This is a genomic window from Azohydromonas sediminis (assembly GCF_003574675.1).
Classification (GTDB): domain Bacteria; phylum Pseudomonadota; class Gammaproteobacteria; order Burkholderiales; family Burkholderiaceae_C; genus Calidifontimicrobium; species Calidifontimicrobium sediminis.
Genome location: NZ_QOAZ01000039.1, coordinates 1 through 17,771, shown reverse-complemented (window position 1 = coordinate 17,771; position 17,771 = coordinate 1). Strand labels below are relative to the sequence as shown.

The 17,771-nt window shown below is 71.7% G+C and carries 19 protein-coding genes and 1 pseudogene; 4 read left to right on the top strand and 16 right to left on the bottom strand.

Annotated features, from left to right (window positions below; all coding sequences use genetic code 11):
• Window positions 1-23: 23 nt before the first annotated feature.
• From DRV96_RS15615 to fliF, 7 genes are all read right to left on the bottom strand, one after another.
• Window positions 24-608 (bottom strand): flagellar basal body-associated FliL family protein, encoded by a 585-nt coding sequence (locus DRV96_RS15615; RefSeq protein WP_119292837.1) that lies wholly within the window; start codon window positions 606-608, stop codon window positions 24-26.
• Between the two features lie 138 nt (window positions 609-746).
• On the bottom strand, window positions 747-1,892 hold the full coding sequence (locus tag DRV96_RS15610; protein ID WP_119292835.1) for a flagellar hook-length control protein FliK: 1,146 nt from the start codon (window positions 1,890-1,892) through the stop codon (window positions 747-749).
• A gap of 13 nt (window positions 1,893-1,905) precedes the next feature.
• Window positions 1,906-2,373, bottom strand: coding sequence for a flagellar export protein FliJ (fliJ, locus tag DRV96_RS15605; protein ID WP_119292833.1), 468 nt, complete (start codon window positions 2,371-2,373; stop codon window positions 1,906-1,908).
• A 35-nt stretch (window positions 2,374-2,408) separates the two neighbouring features.
• Window positions 2,409-3,821 (bottom strand): flagellar protein export ATPase FliI, encoded by a 1,413-nt coding sequence (gene fliI, locus DRV96_RS15600; RefSeq protein WP_119292831.1) that lies wholly within the window; start codon window positions 3,819-3,821, stop codon window positions 2,409-2,411.
• Complete coding sequence (locus DRV96_RS15595; RefSeq protein ID WP_119292829.1) at window positions 3,818-4,543, bottom strand: FliH/SctL family protein; 726 nt, start codon at window positions 4,541-4,543, stop codon at window positions 3,818-3,820. Before DRV96_RS15595 ends, fliI begins: the two co-directional genes overlap by 4 nt.
• 21 nt (window positions 4,544-4,564) lie before the next feature.
• On the bottom strand, window positions 4,565-5,569 hold the full coding sequence (gene fliG / locus DRV96_RS15590; protein ID WP_119292827.1) for a flagellar motor switch protein FliG: 1,005 nt from the start codon (window positions 5,567-5,569) through the stop codon (window positions 4,565-4,567).
• A 16-nt stretch (window positions 5,570-5,585) separates the two neighbouring features.
• A complete protein-coding gene (gene fliF, locus DRV96_RS15585) occupies window positions 5,586-7,268 on the bottom strand; it encodes a flagellar basal-body MS-ring/collar protein FliF (protein ID WP_119292825.1) in 1,683 nt (560 codons plus the stop codon).
• 191 nt (window positions 7,269-7,459) lie between these two features.
• Between fliF and fliE the strand changes: the two genes are divergently transcribed.
• Window positions 7,460-7,780 carry a flagellar hook-basal body complex protein FliE gene (fliE, locus tag DRV96_RS15580; RefSeq protein WP_119292823.1) on the top strand — a complete coding sequence of 107 codons (321 nt, stop codon included), beginning with the start codon at window positions 7,460-7,462 and terminating at the stop codon, window positions 7,778-7,780.
• Window positions 7,781-7,805: 25 nt separating this feature from the next.
• Here fliE and DRV96_RS18640 read toward each other — a convergent pair whose 3' ends face one another.
• The 8 genes from DRV96_RS18640 to DRV96_RS15540 all read right to left on the bottom strand — a co-directional run bounded on the left by DRV96_RS18640 (window position 7,806) and on the right by DRV96_RS15540 (window position 13,913).
• Window positions 7,806-8,309 carry a GspH/FimT family pseudopilin gene (locus tag DRV96_RS18640; protein WP_162911105.1) on the bottom strand — a complete coding sequence of 168 codons (504 nt, stop codon included), beginning with the start codon at window positions 8,307-8,309 and terminating at the stop codon, window positions 7,806-7,808.
• Between the two features lie 2 nt (window positions 8,310-8,311).
• Window positions 8,312-8,713, bottom strand: a complete 402-nt coding sequence (locus DRV96_RS15570; protein ID WP_119292821.1) for a type IV pilin protein — start codon at window positions 8,711-8,713, stop codon at window positions 8,312-8,314.
• Window positions 8,714-8,730: 17 nt separating this feature from the next.
• Window positions 8,731-9,486, bottom strand: coding sequence for a flagellar brake protein (locus DRV96_RS15565; RefSeq protein WP_119292819.1), 756 nt, complete (start codon window positions 9,484-9,486; stop codon window positions 8,731-8,733).
• Window positions 9,487-9,526: 40 nt separating this feature from the next.
• Window positions 9,527-9,826, bottom strand: coding sequence for a flagellar protein FliT (locus tag DRV96_RS15560; protein ID WP_119292817.1), 300 nt, complete (start codon window positions 9,824-9,826; stop codon window positions 9,527-9,529).
• A gap of 38 nt (window positions 9,827-9,864) precedes the next feature.
• Window positions 9,865-10,254, bottom strand: a complete 390-nt coding sequence (gene fliS / locus DRV96_RS15555; RefSeq protein WP_119292815.1) for a flagellar export chaperone FliS — start codon at window positions 10,252-10,254, stop codon at window positions 9,865-9,867.
• 175 nt (window positions 10,255-10,429) lie between these two features.
• Window positions 10,430-11,863, bottom strand: a complete 1,434-nt coding sequence (gene fliD, locus DRV96_RS15550) for a flagellar filament capping protein FliD (protein WP_119292813.1) — start codon at window positions 11,861-11,863, stop codon at window positions 10,430-10,432.
• A gap of 97 nt (window positions 11,864-11,960) precedes the next feature.
• Window positions 11,961-12,827: a flagellin N-terminal helical domain-containing protein gene (locus DRV96_RS15545; RefSeq protein WP_119292811.1), complete on the bottom strand. Its 867-nt coding sequence runs from the start codon at window positions 12,825-12,827 to the stop codon at window positions 11,961-11,963.
• A gap of 222 nt (window positions 12,828-13,049) precedes the next feature.
• On the bottom strand, window positions 13,050-13,913 hold the full coding sequence (locus DRV96_RS15540) for a flagellin domain-containing protein (protein ID WP_119292809.1): 864 nt from the start codon (window positions 13,911-13,913) through the stop codon (window positions 13,050-13,052).
• 361 nt (window positions 13,914-14,274) lie between these two features.
• Between DRV96_RS15540 and DRV96_RS15535 the strand changes: the two genes are divergently transcribed.
• From DRV96_RS15535 to DRV96_RS18440, 3 genes and pseudogenes are all read left to right on the top strand, one after another.
• The gene (locus DRV96_RS15535; RefSeq protein WP_162911104.1) at window positions 14,275-16,188 is read left to right on the top strand and encodes an O-linked N-acetylglucosamine transferase, SPINDLY family protein; all 1,914 of its coding nucleotides are present in this window, start codon (window positions 14,275-14,277) and stop codon (window positions 16,186-16,188) included.
• A 64-nt stretch (window positions 16,189-16,252) separates the two neighbouring features.
• A pseudogene (locus DRV96_RS18445) lies at window positions 16,253-16,687 on the top strand (winged helix-turn-helix domain-containing protein); the annotation flags it as partial.
• A gap of 55 nt (window positions 16,688-16,742) precedes the next feature.
• Window positions 16,743-17,144, top strand: a complete 402-nt coding sequence (locus DRV96_RS18440) for a transposase (protein WP_119292805.1) — start codon at window positions 16,743-16,745, stop codon at window positions 17,142-17,144.
• Window positions 17,145-17,163: 19 nt separating this feature from the next.
• Here the strand turns inward: DRV96_RS18440 and DRV96_RS15520 are convergent.
• Window positions 17,164-17,771 (bottom strand): transposase (locus DRV96_RS15520; protein WP_210757073.1); only part of this gene is annotated, 608 nt, incomplete at its 5' end.

The window sequence follows — 17,771 nt, the reverse complement described above, 5'->3', positions numbered from 1 at the left end:
CGTCGCCGACCTGGGCACCGGCCTCACTGGATGATGAAGTTCGAGAAGTGCACCTGCGTCACCGGCAGGTCGTCGGCGCGGCGCTTGCGCTTCTTCTTCGCCGCGCCGTCGTCGGCGTGCTCGGCCTCGTCGTCGATGTCGATCTCGTAGCCCAGCGGGCGCAGCGTCTCGCGGCGGATCTCCGCGGCGAGCTTGAGCTTGCCTTCGCGCTGCAGCAGCTCGTCGGCGGTCTTGTGCGCCAGGACCATCAGGATGTTGTTGCGGATCGCCGGCATGAAGGCCTTGATCTGGTCGCCGACCTTGGCGTCGGTCACCTCGAGCGTGATGCCGATCTGCGCGTAGCGCTCGGCGTTGCGGTCGGCGAGGTTGACGGTGAACGTGTCCAGCGGCACGAAGGTCGGCGCCGCCTTGGCCGCGTGCTTGGTCGGCTTGGCGACTTCTTCGGCGGCGTCCTCGTCGTCGGCGTGCGCGGCCTGCTTGCTCAGCAGGAACAGCGCGCCGCCGGCACCGGCGAGCAGCACCACCAGCACGACGGCCAGCAGCACGATCAGTTTCTTCTTGCCCTTCTTCGGTGCGGCGTCGGTGGCGGTGGCAGCGGCGGCAGACATGGGGGCTCCTCGCGTCGGGGCCGCCGATGTGGCGGACCCTGTGGGGGATTATTCGAAGCGGCCCCGGCGGCGAATCGGCGAATAGCGTGGCCAAAGCGACGCTTACGCGCGCCGCATCGCCGCCGCGCGCAGGGCCCCTCAGGCGACCAAGTCGACGAGGCCGCGCCGGCGCGGCGCAGACCGCGCGTCGGCCGCCTCGCCGGTGGCGCCCAGCGCCGCGGATGCGCGCGTGCCGCCGGGCGAGGTATCGCCGGTCGGGCTGTCGTCGCGCTGCTCGCGCGGGCGGTCGAACACGCCGCCGCCGGCCAGCGTCAGGCCGCTGTCGCGCAGCGCGCTGGCCAGCGCGGGCAGGCTGGCTTCGAGCGCGTCGCGGGTGGCGGAGTGCAGCGCGGTGAAGTCGACGTGCGCCTGCGTGCCGTCGAGTGCAATGCGCACCGCCACCGGGCCGAGCTCGGCGGGGTTGAGCTGCAGCATCGCCTGCGGCACGCCCTGGCGCACCCACAGCGCGACCTGTTGGCCCAGCGCCGGCGCGAAGGCCGGCGACGGCAGCGGGTGCGGCAGGCGCGCTTCGGGCAGCGGCGCTGGCGCGCCGGTGCGCGCCGTCGCGGGGGCGGTCGCATCGGCGGCCACCGTCGCGACGACGGCCGACGCCGTCGCTTCGGTCGGCGACTTCGCAGCCGGCGGCGACGCTCCCGCGAGCGGCGCCGCCTCCGCGGCGGCGCGGCCCGCGGCGGCGGCGGCCGCCGGCGCGCGCGGCGCTTCGTCGCCTGGCACCACCTGCGGCGTGGCCGACGGCGTCTCGGACTGCGCATCGCGCGTGCGGGCGGCCATGCCGCGGTCGGCGGCGTGCCCCGTGCGCCGCGCCGGGCCGTCCGCACGTGCGTCGGGCACGGCGTCGGTGCCGTCCGCCACCGCGATCGGCAGGTCGCCCGTCGTCGCGCGCCGCGCGCCGACGCGCGCCGATGCGTCCGCGTCGGCGCCGGCGTCGCCGGCCGCCGACGGCGCGCGCGGCATCGCCGGCGGCGTCATCGCTGCGGTGGCGGTCGCGCCCGCGTCGGCCGCGACGGCGTCGGGGGCAGCCGCCGCGTCGCCGGCCTGCGCATCGGCTGGCGCCGTGGCGGTCACGGCCGCGTCGTCCGGCGCCGCTGCGGCGGCGCGCGCGTCGTCGAGCAGCGCGGCGAAGTCGGCTGCGCGGCCGGGGGCCGCATGCGCCCGCGGCGGCGCGGTGTCGAGGCCGCGCGCGGTCGGTGCCGGGGTGGCGGGCAGGGCAGCGGTGGCGGTCATCGGAATCGGTCCTTCAGGCACCCGAGGGAAGCGCCGCCGTCGCGGCCAGCGCCTGCGCGTGGCGGTGGGCGCGCGCGGCGGTCTCGTCGGTGGTCTTCTGTTCGCGGCGCGCGGCGCGCTGCTGCTGGTCGCGCTGGCGGCGCTCGACGAGCTTGCGCACCGATGCCACGCGCACCTGCTGCGCGGCCAGCGCGGCGCGGCACTGCTCGGCGCGCTGCTGCGCCGCGTCGACCTGCCGCTGCTGCTGCGCGATGGCCTGCTCGAGCCGCGCCATGAAGCCCTGGTAGCACTGCACGACGGGCATGCTGCCGCCGCGGGCGAACTGCGCGCTCCAGCGCTGGCGGTATTCCTCGCGGTAGGCGAGCAGCATCTCGGCCTGCGACTGCGCGCGCCGCGCCTCGTCCTCGGCGTGCTGCAGCCGCAGCAGCGCCTGGTCGCGTTCGGCCTCTTCGCGTTCGAGCAGCAGCAGCAGGGTTTGCATGGTGTGGGGGTCTCGTCGTCGGTTCGGGGGGATCGTCAGCCGGCGCCGACCGCGGCCAGCAGCTGGCGGCGGCTCGCGTCGAGCGATGCGCGTTCGTGCATGTCCTGCTGCAGCAGCGCGGTGAGCGCCGGCTGCGCGCGCAGTGCGGCGTCGAGCTCGGGGTCGCTGCCGGCGGCGTAGGCGCCGAGCTGGATCAGGTCGCGCGCCTTGCTCAGCTTGGCCAGCAGGTGGCGCGCGCGGCGCGCGGCGTCGAGCTGCTCGCGCGGCGCGATCGACGTCATCACGCGCGAGATCGAGCGCTCGACGTCGATCGCGGGGTAGTGGCCGCTCTCGGCGAGTTCGCGCGACAGCACGATGTGGCCGTCGAGGATGCCGCGCGCGGCGTCGGCGATCGGGTCCTGCGGGTCGTCGCCCTCGCTGAGCACGGTGTAGAACGCGGTGATCGAGCCCACGCCGTTCAGGCCGTTGCCGCTGCGCTCGACGAGCTGCGGCAGCTTCGCGAACACGCTCGGCGGGTAGCCCTTGGTGGCGGGCGGCTCGCCGATCGCGAGCGCAATCTCGCGCTGCGCCATCGCGTAGCGCGTCAGCGAGTCCATCAGCAGCAGCACGTGCCTGCCGCGGTCGCGGAAGTGCTCGGCGATCGCGGTGGCGTAGCTCGCGCCCTGCATGCGCAGCAGCGGCGGCGCGTCCGCCGGCGCGGCGACGACGACGCTGCGCGCGCGGCCTTCCTCTTCGAGGATGTCCTCGATGAATTCCTTGACTTCGCGCCCGCGCTCGCCGATCAGGCCGACGACGATGACGTCGGCTGCGGTGTAGCGCGCCATCATCCCGAGCAGCACCGACTTGCCGACGCCGGTGCCGGCGAACAGGCCGATGCGCTGGCCGCGGCCGACCGTCAGCAGCGCGTTGATCGCGCGCACGCCGGTGTCCAGCGGCTGGCGGATCGGGTCGCGGTCCATCGCGTTGATCGGGCGGCGCACCATCGGCTCGTCGCGGGTGTTCGCCACCGGCCCGAGGCGATCGAGCGGCTGGCCGAGCGAGTCGACGACGCGGCCGAGCAGCCCGTCGCCCATCGGCAGGTGCAGGCCGCGGTCTTCGCTGCGTCGCCACGGGTGCGCGTGCTCGCCGAGCACCGGCGGCACGGTGGGCACCTCGCGCGGCACGACGCGCACGCCGCTGGCCAGCCCGTGCAGCTCGCCGGTGGCCATCAGGAACGCGCGGTCGCCGTGGAAGCCGACGACTTCGGCGAGCACCGGCGCGGCGCCGGGCACGTGCACGTCGCACACCGCGCCCACCGGCACGCGCAGGCCCGCGGCTTCGAGCACGAGGCCCGTCACGCGCACCAGCTTGCCCTCGGTGCGCAGCTCCTGCGGGATCGCGGCCCAGGTGCGCAGGTCGTCGAGGTAGCGCGACCAGCGCTGTGCGCGCGGGGTGGTGGCCGCCGTCACGTGCGGCCCTCCGCGTCGTCGGCCGCGCCGGCGTCGCGCCACGGCACGTCCTGCCCGAGCGTGGCGGCGGCCTGCGCCCAGCGCGTGCCGATCTGTGCGTCGACGCGGCCGAGCTCGGACTCGATGCGGCAGCCGCCGCGCTCGACGTCAGCGCTGGCCACCAGCCGCGCCGCGCGGGCGGCCAGCACCTCGGCGGCGCCCTGCGCGACGAGGTCGTGATCGTCGGGGTGGACGTGCACGACGATGTGGCGCGCCGACAGCAGCACCGCACCGAGCGCATCCTCGGCGACCTTGACGACGAGCTCGGGGCGCGTGGCCAGCTCGCTGCGCACGACCTGCCGCGCCAGCTCGACGGCGGCGCGCGCGACGGTGTGCGCGAGCTGCCGCTCGAGCGCGAGCAGCTCGTCGTCGAAGCGCTGCAGCAGCGCGCCGACCTGCGCCGTCGTCTGCTGCGCGAAGCTGCGCTTGAAGCTGTCGAGCGCGACGAGCCCGTCGCGGTAGCCGTCCTGGTAGCCGGCCTGCCGCGCGGCGTGCAGCTGCGCCTGCAGCGCCTCGGCGACGCTTTGCGCGCTGTCGGGCTGGCGTGCCTCGGGCGTGTGCGCCGGCGTGCCGCCGAACGCGTCGGGCGTCCACGCGGCGAAGTCGCGCAGCTCCTCGCGCGGGATGAAGCGCGCGTAGGTCGCGCCGTTGCGATCGCCGTGCTTCGGTGGGTGGCTGGACATCGGGGGTCCCCGCGGCGTGCATCAGACGAACTCGTCGTCGCCCGAGCCGCCGAGCACGATCTGCCCCTCGTCGGCCAGCCGCCGCACGATCTTGAGCATTTCCTTCTGCTCGGCCTCGACCTCCGACAGGCGCACCGGCCCGCGGCTTTCCAGGTCTTCGCGCAGCGTCTCGGCCGCGCGCGTGGACATGTTGCGGAAGATCTTCTCGCGCAGCTCGGGGCTCGCGCCCTTGAGCGCGACGACGAGCGACTCGGACTGCACCTCCTTGAGCAGCGTCTGGATGCCCTTGTCGTCGAGCTTCTCCAGGTCGTCGAAGGTGAACATGTTGTCCATGATCTTCTGCGCGAGGTCGGCGTCGGCCTCGCGGATGTAGTCGAGCACCGAGGTCTCGATCGAGCTGCCCATCAGGTTGATGATCTCGGCGGCGGCCTTCGCGCCGCCGAGCGAGGACTTCTTCAGCCGGTCGCCACCGGCGAGCACCTTCGACAGCACCTCGTTGAGGTCCTTCAGCGCCGACGGCTGGATGCCGTCGAGCGTCGCGATGCGCACCATCACCTCGTTGCGCTGGCGCTCGCCGAAGGCCTTCAGGATGTCGCTCGCGTGGTCGTGCTCGAGGTGCACGAGGATCGCGGCGACGATCTGCGGGTGCTCGTTGCGCAGCAGCTCGGCCACCGAGCCGGCGTCCATCCACTTCAGGCTCTCGATGCCGGTGACGTCGCTGCCCTGCAGGATGCGGTCGATCAGCAGGTTGGCCTTGTCCTCGCCGAGCGCCTTGCGCAGCACGGTCTTGACGTACTCGTCGGTGTCGGTCACCAGCATGCTCTGCGAGTCGGCGACCTCGTGGAAGCGCTCGAGCACGGCGTCGACCTTCTCGCGCGGCACGGCCTTCATCTTCGCGATGGCCTCGCCGATGCGCTGCACCTCCTTCGGCGCGAGGTGCTTGAACACCTCGGCGGCCTGCTCCTCGCCGAGCGACATCAGCAGGATCGCGGCATCTTCGATGCCCTTGTCGTCGAGCGCTGCCATCGTCGTGCCGCCGGCCTCAGGCCGTCTCGCCGCTCACCCAGCCGCGCACGATGCCGGCCACGGCCACCGGGTTCTCGCGTGCGAGCTGGCGCGCGCGCTCGAGCTTGTCCTCGTTCTTCGGCGCCTCGAGCGCGGGCAGCAGCGCGGCGCCAGGCTCGTCGGCGACGACGGCGTCGAGCTGCGTGCCGCGCGCGGGCGCCGGCGGCGGCGCGAGCGTCTTGAGCGCCGGGCGCACGAGGCCGAAGACGACGGTCAGCGCGACCAGCGCGAGCGCGGCCGGGACCGCGGTGCTGCGCAGCAGGTCCTGCAGCCACGGCTCCTGCCACAGCGGCGTCGCCTCGGGCTCGGGCACCGGCTGCGTGCGGAACGGTGCGTTGATCACGCGCACCGAGTCGCCGCGGTCCTTGTTGAAGCCGATGCTCTCCTGCACGAGCGCGGTGAGCTTGTCGATCTCCTCGGGCGACAGCGGCGTGGTCGTCGTCTTGCCCTTCGCGTCGGTCGTCGTGCGGTGGTTGACGACGACGGCCGCGTTCAGGCGCTTGATCGTGCCGGTGGCCGCGCGCGTGACGCGCACCGTCTTGTCGACCTCGTAGTTGACGACCTGCTCGCGGCGCGTGTTCGTCGTGCCGGTGCCGCCCTGCGCGGCCTGCAGCGGGGCGGCGGCGCCGTTGATCGGCGCGGTGGGCGGCACGGGCGGCTGGTTGGTCGCCGCACCCGGCACGCCCGAGGGCACGGCCGGCGTGCCGCCGCTGGACTCCGAGACCTGCTGGCTGCGCACCGCCTGCGGCGCGTTGCCCTGGTTCGGGTTGAACAGCTCCGACGTCGACTCGGTCTGCGAGAAGTCGACCTCGGCGGTCACGGTGGCGCGCAGGTTGTCGCGCCCGACCAGCGGCTCGAGCAGTTCGACGACGCGCTTGACGTAGTTCTGCTCGATCTGCTGCACGTACTGCAGCTGCTGCGCGTCGAGCCCCTGCTGCGCGAGCGAGTCCGACGGGCCCGACAGCAGCGCACCGGTGTGGTCGAGCACGCTGACGGCCTTCGGGTTCATTTCCGGCACCGACGACGCGACCAGGTGCACGATGCCGGCGATCTGCGCGCGGTCGAGCGTGCGCCCCGGGTGCAGCGTCAGCAGCACGCTGGCGCTGGGCTTTTGCTGCTCGCGGAAGAAGCCGTTCTGGTTCGGCAGCGCCAGGTGCACGCGCGCCGACTGCACCGCCGCCAGCGCCGAGATCGAGCGCGTGAGCTCGCCCTCGAGCCCGCGCTGGAACGTCAGCCGCTCCTGGAATTGCGTCTGGCCGAAGCGCGCGTTGTCCATCAGCTCGAAGCCGACGACGCTGCCCTTGGGCAGCCCGGCCGACGCGAGCTTCAGGCGCGCGTCGTGGACGCGGTCGGCCGGCACGAGGATCGCGCTGCCGCCGTCGGCGTGCTTGTACGGCACGTTCATCTGCGACAGCTGCGCGATGATCGCGCCGCCGTCCTTGTCCGACAGGTTGGCGTACAGCACGCGCCAGTCGCCCTGGCGGCTCCACAGCGCCAGCGCGACGAGCACCGCGACCAGCGCGGCGGCGCCGACGCCCAGCATCATCCGCGAGCGCGGCGGCATCGCGGCCAGGCGCGCGAGCGCGCCGTCGTGGACGACCGGCCCGGCGGGCGCGGCCAGCGGGGTGGCAGGGGCGGGGGTGAGGGCGTTGTTGTCCATCGCTCGGGGCTTCGGGTGCCGCGCCCTGACTGCGGGGCGGCTCGCGACGGGGCCCATTGTTCGCAACGGGGGTCGTCGCCGATGGAGCGAACAGGCCCGCAATCGGGCTGCACTTCGCCCCCGCGCGCCAGGGCGCCGCGGCCTACAGTGGCGACGTCGCGGACCACCCCGCCGCGCCTGCTGGATGCGCCGTGAAAGTCGACCTGAAGCCCTTCGATTTCGCCCAGGCCGTCGCCCGCGCCGGCCTGCGTCCCGACGGCACCCCGCTGGCGCCGCGCACCGCCGCGCCGGCGAGCTTCCAGAACGCGCTCGCGCAGGCGCTGAAGTCGGTCAGCGCGCAGCAGCTCGAGGCGCAGCGCCTGCAGCGCGAAGTGCAGCTCGACAACCCCAACGTCAGCCTCGAGCAGACGATGATCGCGATGCAGCGCGCGCAGATCGGCTTCCAGGCGACGCTGCAGGTGCGCAACCGGCTCGTGCAGGCCTACTCCGAGATCATGAACATGCAGGTGTGAACCTGCACGTTCGCTGTTTCGACGATCAGCACGCCGGCACGCCGCGCAGCGGCGCGGCGCTGCTGCACAGCCGCGCGCGGCCGAGCGGGTGCACGCGCACCTCGGCAGCGTAGGCGCCGCCGGCGCGCCAGGTGGCCGCGATGCCGCCGTCGCTGCGCCCGTCGACCGGCTCGAAGCGCACCGGCTGCGCAGTGAGCATCTCGACGCCGCGGTGCTCGCCGGCGTCGACGACGCGCAGCGCGCACGCGGCGCCCGCACTGCGGCAGTCGCAGCCGGGGTCGGTGCTGATCGCGTAGCACCACGCCGCGCCGGGTTGCGGCACGACGTACACCGGCGTGCCGCGCTGCACCGCCTCGTGGCGCGCGAGCGCGAGGTCGCCGGCCAGCGTCTCGCCGGCGGCGACGAGCCGGTGGCGCGCGGTGAAGTCGCCCCAGCTCGGCAGTGCGAGCGCGAGCAGGATCGCCGCGACAGCGAGCGTGAGCATCGCCTCGACGAGCGTGAAGCCGCGCGGCGGCCGGCGGCGCGCCACGCTCAGCGCCCCCAGCAGCGCGGCGCCGGGCCGCGGCGCGCGTGCAGCCCGTCGACTTCGAGCGTCAGCACGTCGCAGTCGCCGCCGCTGGCGGCTGCAGCGACCGCACGCGCGGTGTAGCCCTCGGCGTGGACGTCGGCCACTTCGAGCCGCCAGCGGCCGTCGGCGCCGACGTGCGCGCTCTGGCCGAGCGCGCGCAGGTCGCGCGTGTACAGCCCGTGGTGCGCGCGAAAGCGCGCCTGCGCGAGCTCGAGCTTGAGCAGCGCGGCGGCCGCGTCGGCGCGGCGCGCGTGCTCGACGTGGCCGCGGTACGCGGGCCACGCGACGGCGGCGAGGAGGCCCACCACGGCGGTGGCGATCAGCAGCTCGACGAGCGTGAAGCCGCGCGCGCGCGGGGCGGCCATGGGCGCGGGCCTCGGCTTCAGTCCAGCGACAGCAGCCGCCGGCGCTTCTGCGTCTGGTCGATGTAGCGCTGCAGCGCACGCTGCGCCTCGCCGTCGAGGTCGTGCAGCGAGCAGCCCACGCGCGTGCCGGCGGCGTCGCCGTCGAGCGAGGTCACGTGGTGCAGCATCAGCGTCGCGGCGAAGCGCGTCGTCGCGTCGAGCTCGAGGCGCGCGCCGTGCACGCGCGTGCCCGGCGGCAGCGGCGGCACGTTGGCCGGCACGAACAGCGCGCAGCCGCCGATCGACACGTCGAGGATGCGCAGCGTCAGCGACATCTCGGGCAGCGCCGGGTGGCGCAGGACCGCGGCGGCGCCGGCGCGCGCCGGCAGCTTGACGCGAAAGCTCTGCCGGCGCTGGAAGCGAAACAGCTGCCGCGGCATGCCAGCCTGCAGCGCGCAGGCGTCGGCGCCGTGCACGAGCAGCAGCGGGCCGAGGTCGAACTGGACCTTGACGTTGTCGAGGTAGCCCACCGCGACGACCTCGGTCGCGCCGACGAGGCGCTGCACCTGCGGGTCGCCCGCCTCGGCGGCGAAGCTGAGCATGCCGCGCCCGGCGTCGACGGTCCACAGCGTCGTGCGCACGTGCGCGCCGTTGGGCGCGCTGAGGAACACGTCGCTGCTGGCGTCGAGCAGCCGGCGCAGCAGCGCGACGATCTCGCGCGGGGACTCGACGCGGAACTCGTCCAGGCCGTCGCCGACGTCGCCGAGCGGTGCAGGCTGGGTGTGCTGGAACATGGTCTTGCGGTGCGCGCGGGAGGGCCTGGCCGGCCGCGGTTCAGTGCAGCGTCTTGGGCCGCCCCGCCAGCAGCTGGTCGAGGTCGTCGAGCCACGGCTCGGCGAGGTGGCGGATCTCGGCGTCGTTGACGAGGATGCGCTGCATCAGGCGCGCCTTGGCCTTGCGCTCCTCGGGGTCGAGCTGCTGGCTGCGCGCGGCCTGCTTGAGCTGCGAGATCAGCAGCACGCACGCGCCCTCGAGCTTGACGACCTCGTTCCAGTCGCCGGCCTTGGCCGCGGCGAGCATGTCGGCGCTGGCCTTCTCGATGGCCTCGTAGTAGCTGAGCAGCGACGGGTTCATCGTGGGTGTCGTCATCGGTGGCAGGGGTGGGACGCCGCTCAGCCGGCGTGGGCGGCTGCCGGGCGCGGCGCGATCGCCGTCCAGGCCTCGTGGATCGGCTGCATCAGGCGCAGGCATTCCTCCAGCGCGGCCTCGTCGTTGCGCAGGTTGGCTTCGGTCAGCCGCTTGACGATGTAGGCGTACAGGCTGGACAGATCGCGGGCGAGCGCGCCGCCGGCCTTGATGTCCAAGCCGGCGCGCAGCCCCTCGTCGACGATGCGCACTGCGCGGGCGATGGCGGCGCACTTGGTGCTCACGTCGCGGCGGCGCAGCGCGCCGCGCGCCTCGGCGACGGCGGCGGTGAAGCCGTCGAACAGCATGCCGATGAGCTGGTGCGGGTCGGCAGCGGCGACGCCGATCTCGGCCGCCGCTTTCTGGTAGGGGTTCATGCGGCGGACGGGGGCAGGTGGCGCAAAGGTGGCGAAGGGGTGCATCGGGACGACACGGTGGACAGCGCGATGCCTGGGTTATCGGGCGGGCAGCGCGGCGACTTGAGCGCGACAGCGAAACGAGAAGGGGGTGCCGAAGCACCCCCTTTGCGCGCTGCGGCCGCGGGCCGGGCCGTCACTTGGACGTCTTGTTGAACTGCGTGATCTGCTGCGTCATGTACTGCGACAGGCCGCTGAGCTGGCCCAGACGCGTGTCGAGCGCGTTGTACTGCCGCAGCAGGCGCTGCTCGGTCAGCGCGATGCGCTGCTCGAGGCGTTCCTTTTGCAGTTCGTTGCTCTTCAGCCGCGTCTGCAGGCCGCTGGTGCGGCTGGGCAGCGTGCCGTCGGCGCCGAGCACCTGGTCGAGGAAGCCCTTGAAGCGCTGGGCAAAGCCCTGCGCGTCGGGGTCGGTGCCCGTCGCGGCGAACAGCTTGCGCAGCTCGGCGCTGTGGGCCACCGCATTGTCGAGCTTGCTGCCTCGCACCTGGATCGTGCCGTCGGTCTGCACGTCGAGTCCGATCTCGGCCAGCCGGGTGAACACGCTGCTGGCGCTCGAGCTGCCGGCCATCAGCGCGCGCAGCTGCGACATCAGGGCGATGCCGGTGCGGTCGCCCTGCAGCGGCCCGGCCGTCTTCGACGCCGGGTCGTACTTGGTCTGCTCGCGCAGCAGCCTGATCGCCTCGTTGTACGCGGTGACGAAGTCGTTGACCGACTTGCGCAGGCTCTCGTCGTCCTGCGCGACGGTGATCTCGACCGGATCGGGTCCCGCCTGCGTCAGCGTCAGCGACAGGCCGCCGATCACGTCGCCGAGCTGGTTCGTCTTCGACTGCACGGCGATGCCATCGATCTGCACGAGCGCGTCGGCCGCCTGCTTGCTGCGCGTCAGGAAGCTGGTGCCTCCCGACGGGTCGAAGGCCAGCGCCGACAGGCCGGCGTCGTCGGCGTCGTTGCCGTCGGCGTCGCCGCTGACCTGGATGCGAAAGCCGTTCTCGGCGCCGGTCTCGCGCGAGCGGAGCACCAGCCGCGCCCCGTTGACGTCGCTGACGATGCTGGCGGCCACGCCGGCGTCGGCGGCGTTGATCTTGTTGCGCAGCGTCTCGAGCGTGTCGTCGGCGGTCACCGCGATGTCGACCGCGGTGGCGCCGGTCTTGGGTACCGGCGGGGCGGCATCCCAGTCGCCGAGTTCGATGCGCAGCGTGCCGGCGCCGACGAGCGCGGTGCGGTCCGCGAACGCCGACGACGCGACCGTCTGACCGGCAGCCAGCTGCTGGACGAGCACGCTGTAGCTGCCCGTCTGTGCGCCGGGGGCGGCGCTGGCCGCCACCGCCTCGGGGCGGCTGCTCGCGGCCTTGACGGCACCCCAGGTGTCGCTGCGCGTGAGCCGGGCCGCGGCGTCGCGCAGCGTCGACAGCGCACTCTGCAGCTTGCCGAACGCCGAGATCTGCGTCTGGATCTTGGTGGCCGCCTTCTCGAGCTGCTGGATCGGCCGGCGCTCGAGCGCCACCAGCTGCGCGACGATGGACTGGACGTCCAGGCCGCTGCCGATGCCGGGGGAAGAGATCGTCGCCATGGGGTCCTACCGGGGGCTGGATGTGACAACACCCGGGCAGGGCCGCGCCCCGCGCCGGGTGTTCGTGGTATCGGCCGACGCGGCCGCGGCTTGAGCGTCAGCGCTGCAACAGACTGAGCACCTGCTGCGGCAGCTGGTTGGCCTGCGCGACCATCGCGGTGCCGGCCTGCTGCAGGATCTGCGCGCGCGACAGATTGGCCGTCTCGGCGGCGAAGTCGGCGTCCATGATGCGGCTGCGCGCGGCCGACTGGTTCTCGACGTTGACCTGCAGGCTGCTGATCACCGCCTCGAAGCGGTTTTGTGTTGCGCCCCACACGGAGCGGCTCGAATTGATGGTGTCGAGAGCGAGGTCGATGGCGTTGACCACGGCATCGATGGCCGTGCCTGCTACCGCCGTGGTCGTGGTCAAGTTGCCGATCACCGCGGTGCTCGTGGTCACCGCGGCGAGGGTGGGATCTGCGCTGATCGAGGTGGTACCCAGATTGATACTGACGCGATCGTTGTTGGTCGTTCCGGCGCCCACCTGGAATTCGAGGCTCCCCGTTTTGGTGAAGATCGCCTCGCCGTTGAAAGTCGTACCGTTCAAGACGCGCTTGATCTCGTCTTGAAGTTCCTTGAATTCGTTCTGCAGCGAGTCCTGATCACGCTCGGTGTTGGTGGCGTTGCGGGCCTGAAGTGCCAGCTCTCGCATGCGCTGCAGCGAGTCACCGATCTTCGACAGGGCGCCCTCGGCGACCTGCGCGTACGAGATGCCGTCATTGGCGTTGCGGATCGCGACGTTCATGCCGCGGATCTGCGCGTTCATGCGCTCGGCGATTGCCAGACCGGCGGCGTCGTCCTTGGCAGAGTTCACCCGCAGGCCCGACGACAGGCGCGCCATCGACGTCGCCAGCGATGACTGCGTCGAATTCAGCGCCCGCTGTGCGTTCAGCGAGGCGACGTTCGTGTTGATCGTTTGCGGCATCGTCACTCTCCTTGTCGAGCCTCAAGTGATTCGGCGACCGGTGGCGACGACGCCACCTGCATTTCTCGATGCAACGAGTATCGGCAGTCGGGAGCGGACGGATGGCCCGAATAGCGCGGCTTTGGGCAGCCAGATGGACGCGCCGGTGCGGGCTCTTCGCGATGCGGGGCACCAAGCAAAACGCCCGCGCGGGGCGCGGGCGTCGTGGGGACGAAGGCTCGGTCAGCGCAGCAGGCTGAGCACCTGCTGCGGCAGCTGGTTGGCCTGCGCGACCATCGCGGTGCCCGCCTGTTGCAGGATTTGGGCGCGCGACAGGTTGGCCGTCTCGGCGGCGAAGTCGGCGTCCATGATCCGGCCGCGGGCGGCGGACTGATTCTCGACGCTGACCTGCAGGCTGGAGATCACCGCCTCGAAGCGGTTCTGCGTGGCACCCCACACTGAGCGCTTCGAGTTGATGGTGTCCAAGGCGGTGTCGATGCTGTTGATGACCGCGTCGATCGACGCGCCGGAGACGGCTGTCGTCGTGGTCAGGTCACCGATGATGGCGGTGGAGGTCGTTACGGCACTCAAGGTGCTGTCGTTGCTCAGCGAGGTGCCGCCAAGCACGATGCTGACCTTGTCATTCCCGGTCGTACCAGCGCCGACCTGGAACTCTAGGGTGCCGGTCTTGGTGAACAGCGCCTCACCATTGAACGTCGTGCCACCGAGCACGCGCTTGATCTCGTCCTGCAATTCCTTGAACTCGTTCTGCAGCGAGTCCTGGTCCTTCTCGGTGTTCGTCGCGTTGCGGGCCTGGACGGCCAGCTCGCGCATGCGTTGCAGCGAATCGCCGATCTTCGACAGTGCACCCTCGGCGGTCTGCGCGTACGAGATACCGTCGTTGGCGTTGCGGATCGCGACGTTCATGCCGCGGATCTGCGCGTTCATGCGCTCGGCGATCGCCAGGCCGGCGGCGTCGTCCTTGGCGGTGTTGACACGCAGGCCCGAGGAAAGCCGGGCCATCGAGGTCGCCAGCGCCGACTGCGACGAGTTGAGGCTGCGCTGCGCGTTCAGTGAAATGACATTGGTGTTGATCGTTGCGGGCATCGTGAGCTCCTTCTCTAAACCATGACTCCGGCATGCGCCGGTGACGATTGAGGGCGGTTGCCCGTCCCCAGCCTGACGTGACCACCGTCACGCCCACCGCCCGACGCTAGCCGGCGCAAGGGCTCCGAATGCGGAAGCCGCCTTGCCGTCTAACCGGACCACGGTTCGTGCACCGAACCGTTGGGAGCGTTATCGAACACAAAGCGCCGGGCTTTAGCCCCATTTCGCAACTCCGCTGCGTCGCGATCCTGCCAAGCCTCCAGGCCGGACGGCATAAATGCCGCTGCACGGCGCGCAATTCCGGCGATGCCATGACTCCGGCGTCTCTACAGTGACGACGTCGATGATCGAGGAGCACCCGATGGCACAGGCCACCGCCCGTGAAGCCCATCGCGCATGGCAGCGCGGCCAGGCGAGCTCGAAGCGCGGTCGCTGGGCCCAGGCCGAGCGTGAATTCCTGCGCGCAGCCCGGCTGCAGCCGAACGAGTCGGTGTTCCACCTCAACGTAGCGCGCACGCAGCTGCACTTGGGGCGTCTGGACGACGCGCTGATCAATGCGAAGCGCGCGCTCGGCGCGGACCCGACCAGTGAGGTCGCCATGGCCCTCGCCGTGCACTGCCTGGTCTCGATGGGCCGTCATGGCGAGGCGGCCACGCTGATGGCAAGTGCCGACCCGGCGATGCCCCGGGGGGTGGACTACTGGTTCCACTACGCGACGTGCATCGAATACCAGGGTCGGCCGCTGGAGGCGATCCACGCCTACATGCAGGCTCTGTCCGTGCGTCTGGACCACGTGCCGACCCACATTCGCCTGGGCCACTGCTTCATGGCGCTAGATCAGAAAGAGGAAGCGGCGCAGTGTTTCCGCACCGCCGTCGCGCTGGGTGCGGGCCGTGACGAGCTGCACCTGCGCGGGCTGCTTGCATTTCGCGAGCGCGAGGTCTGCCGCTGGAGCGATCTGCAGGACGACCTCGATGCGCTTCGGCAGGGGCTGGAGCAGCTCGCCGCCGACGACGACCGGCCGGTGACCGCGTTCGCCCATTTGTCATTTTGGGACGATCCGGCGCTGCACCTGCGCGGCGCGCGCAGCTTCGCGAACTACGTCGCGCGCGACGTCACACCGCTGCCGCCAGCGGCGATGGCACCCCTCGAAGGCCGCCGCCTGCGCGTGGGCTACGTCTCGAGCGACATCTGCCAGCACGCCACACTGATCCTGCTCGCTGGCGTCCTCGAGGCGCACGACCGCAACCGGTTCGAGGTGACGGTGTACTCGCACAGCCGCCGGGATGACTCGGCTCTGCGCGAGCGCGTCGTGCGCAGTGTCGAGCACGTCGTCGAGATCGGGGAGCTCGATCCCCGGCAGGCGGCGCAGCGCATGCGCGACGACGGCATCGACGTGCTGATCGACCTGAAGGGCTACACGCGCGACTCTCGCCCGGCCATCTTCGCGTACCGGCCGGCACCTGTGCAGGTGTCGTTCCTCGGCTACCCGGGATCGACCGGAGCACCTTGGATCGACTACATCGTCGGCGATCCCGTCGTGACCCCGCTCGAGCATGCGGCCTATTACACCGAAAAGATCGCGCAGATGCCGGTCTGTTACCAGCCCAACGACAGTCGCAGGCCGCTGCCGCAACCGCTACCGCGTGCCCAGTGCGGACTGCCGGAGGACGCCGTGGTGCTGTGCGCGTTCAACCAGCCGTACAAGATCACGCCGCAGACGCTCGTCCTCTGGGCCGAGATCCTGCGCCGGGTGCCCAACTCGGTGCTGTGGCTGCTCGAATGGAACGAGCAGGTGCGCAAGAACGTCGAGCCAAAGGCGCTGGCGCTGGGCATCGACCCGCAGCGCATCGTCTGGGCGCCACCGGTGGCGTACGAGACGCACATCGCGCGGCTGCGCAACGCAGACCTGTTCCTCGACACGTTTCCGTGCAACGCGCACACGACGGCGAGTGACGCGCTGTGGGCCGGGGTGCCTGTCATTACGCGCATGGGGCAGAGCTTTGCGGCCAGGGTGGCGGCGAGCCTCAATTGGACCGTCGGCATCGCTGACTGCGTTTGCAGCGACGATGCTGCCTACTTGGATCTGGCTGTCAATCTGTCGATCGACCACTCGGGACGGCACGAGCTGCGACGAAGGCTGACCCACGCGCGCTCGGCATCGTCACTATTCGATAGCGAACGATTCGCAAGGGAATTTGAGCGACTCTTGCTGCGCATGGCAAAGCGCGCCATCGATCAGATGCCGCCAGACCATCTATTGAGAAACCGATAAATGGTTGACAACCGCAAGGCACCCTCGTGCGTTGAACCGGCAGTACATCTGCCGGAGTGCGCGCATGGGAACGAAGCGGGATCTGCAAGCCATCGAAGCGCGGCGCATCGCCGGCGCGCGCATGCTCAAGCGCAAGGTGCCGCAGGCCGAGGTGGCGCGCGAGCTGGGTGTCTCGCGGCAGGCCGTCAGCGTGTGGGCGCGGCAGTTGGCCGAGGCCAACGGCGCGGTGGGCAGGCTCAAGGCCAAGCCGCTGGGCCGGCCCAAGCGGCTGGACGCCGCGCAGCGCGAGGCGCTGTCGCGGCTGCTCGTGGCCGGTGCGCTGCAGGCGGGCTTTGCCACCGAGCTGTGGACGGTCAAGCGGGTGCGCTCGGTGATCGAGCGCGAGTTCGGCGTCGCGTACAGCCAGACCGGCTGCTGGGAGTTGCTGCGCGACCTGGGCTTCTCGCCGCAGAAGCCCGACAAGCGCGCCATGCAGCGCGACGAGCAGGCGATCCTGAGGTGGAAGCGCCAGACCTGGCCCGGGCTCAAAAAAAGCCCGCCGCGAGGGCCGAACCATCGTCTTCATAGACGAGTCGGGGCTGTCGGAGAAGTGTCCGGTCGCTCGCACCTGGGCCAGGCGCGGGCACACGCCGGTGATCCAGCAAAGCTTCAGCTGGAGCCAGATGTCGGCCATCGCCGGGTTGAGCTGGTGGCGCTTCTACTTCCGCTTCTTCGACGGCGCCGTCAAGAGCGAGCAGGTGGTCGAGTTCCTGGCCGCGCTCAAGCGCCAGATCGCGCGCAAGCTGCTGGTGATCTGGGACGGGGCGGCCATCCATCGCAGCCGCATCGTGCGCGGCTGGCTCGAGCGGCAAGCCGGGCAGGTCGCGGTCGCCGCGCTGCCGCCGTACGCGCCCGAGCTCAATCCGGTGGAGGCCATCTGGGCGATGTCCCGTTCGCTGTTGAACCGTGACCGGTGACGGCCCCTCGGTGAACATGCTACGCGGCCTTGAAGACGGTGCCGTCGTCGCTTGCCGGACGACGGGCATCCAGGGCCTTGAGGAGGGTGCGCATCTGGCCGCAGCCGCGCAGCTTGCGCATGCGCGTGGCCGCGTCGCTGAGCGCGCTGGCCACCCAGCGCAGCACCATCTGGCCGTCGCCCCAGCGCTTGACGTTGCGGCTGTAGTGCGCCACCGAGCCGTTCAGGTTCTCGATGGGGTTGGTCGTGCGCAGCGTGCGGTACAGCGCCCCGGTGATGCCCAGTGCCTGCACGGTCAGCGTCTCCTCCAGGCCCTCGCGCAGGCTGGCGGCCGCACCCGGGTGCCTGGCCTGCAGCGCGGAGGCCAGACGGCCGAGCTGCTTGCGCGCCAGATCGGCGTCCGAGGCCGACCAGGCGTCCTTGAGGGCCCGCTTGACGCCGGCGTGCAGCTCCTTGGGCAGGTGCTCCAGCACGTTGCGCCGCTTGTGCTCCTGGCAGCGCTGCACGAGCGCGCTGGCGCCGAAGGTCTGGACGATGGCCCGGCGCAGCGCCTTGCCGCCGTCGATCACCCACAGCCGCATGCGCTGGGCATCCAGCCCGCGCTCGACCAGATCCGACAGCAGCGCGG